This is a genomic window from Bifidobacterium sp. LH_512, from assembly GCF_056356435.1.
Genome location: NZ_JBKEUE010000007.1, coordinates 1 through 1,221 on the forward strand (window position 1 = coordinate 1; position 1,221 = coordinate 1,221).

Below are 1,221 nucleotides of genomic sequence, written 5' to 3' on the forward strand. Positions count from 1 at the left end.
GGAATCGGACTGGCAATCATTGACTTACATAAAGCATAAGTAGTACAGACACGCTCTTGAGTTCTCAAACCACCACCACACGCAACGAAACAGGCCACGGGACCGAACCCCCGGCCGCACCGTGCGGCAGCAAGATGAAGAACTTACACGCACCGGACGAAAACCGCAAACCCGATACACGCCCACACCACCAGAACCATTGCGAACACACGCATCCATCGGCGTGTCGAAAACACCAAAAAAACGGTTCCCAAACCATCAAATAACGATTCACGACCGTCAAATGTCTTAAGAAAATCTTCCCTTTCGGCGTGTCGTCAATCTTCAAATCCGCAATCTCTTCACACTGACTTTGTATAAATCCGTCAATCTCGTGCTGACTGCGCAGTGTCAGACATTTATCCGCATATGCATTCATGGTTCGTAGATAAGCTTCACCTCTCTTCTTCGTACGTTCTACGAACAACAGCCATCGAATGAATCCAATATTCATTCGCTCATTGCAGACCACCGTCATATCAAGTCGGATGCCGCCACGATGTGTAATAGAACGGTGCAATGCTCGCGCGAGACATTACAAGCGAGGAGGTCGAAGATAAGTATTCGAACAGCCATTCACATACAATCAGCAAAACAAAGAGTTGTGTACGTGCTTTCGCCGATCCAATCCGGTTGGTTCATGAATTGCTGCACTTGCAACCTGGCCGACGCATCATCGCGTTCGATCCATCCGGGTAACTAATGCATAGTGTCGGGGCACGATACTGGCACATTCCATATGCAAGATAAACGCCTGCTAACGTTGATTTGCCGCTTCCGTTGTATCCGATAATCGCAATCCGCGTGGCTCCTAGCATACTCACCCAACGCCGAGCCATAGCCTCTCCCTAGCATGGCTAGGTTATATACTCCAACGACATCAAGTCGTATGCCTAGCTCGTTGCTCAGCAGGTTTTTCCTCCGATAAGTGCTCTTATGTCAGATATGCAATGACGATTTTCACGCATGTGCAGTCGTGCAACCATTCCGAGCATGCGACCGTCTACTCAACCAAAAGAGCCCGGTAACGGGAAAGGCCCCGTGGCGTGAGCCACGGGGCCTCCCCCTAACGATGAATGCGGCGGCGTGCTACTCTCCCACACCCTCCCGGGTGCAGTACCATCGCCGTGCCAGGTCTTAGCTTCCGGGTTCGGAATGGGACCGGGCGTCTCCCCTGGGCCA

The 1,221-nt window shown here is 51.5% G+C and carries 1 protein-coding gene and 1 rRNA gene; both read right to left on the reverse strand.

Annotation, left to right across the window (positions count from 1 at the left end):
• Positions 1–64: 64 nt before the first annotated feature.
• Positions 65–493 (reverse strand): hypothetical protein, encoded by a 429-nt coding sequence (locus AC1AWD_RS08080; RefSeq protein ID WP_476565437.1) that lies wholly within the window; start codon positions 491–493, stop codon positions 65–67.
• Positions 494–1,115: 622 nt separating this feature from the next.
• Positions 1,116–1,221 (reverse strand): 5S ribosomal RNA (gene rrf / locus AC1AWD_RS08085); the annotation flags it as partial.

What these genes read in the sequence shown, in the direction of transcription:
- AC1AWD_RS08080 (WP_476565437.1), bottom strand. Translation starts at nt 493, where the DNA reads ATGAATATTGGATTCATTCGATGGCTGTTGTTCGTAGAACGTACGAAG.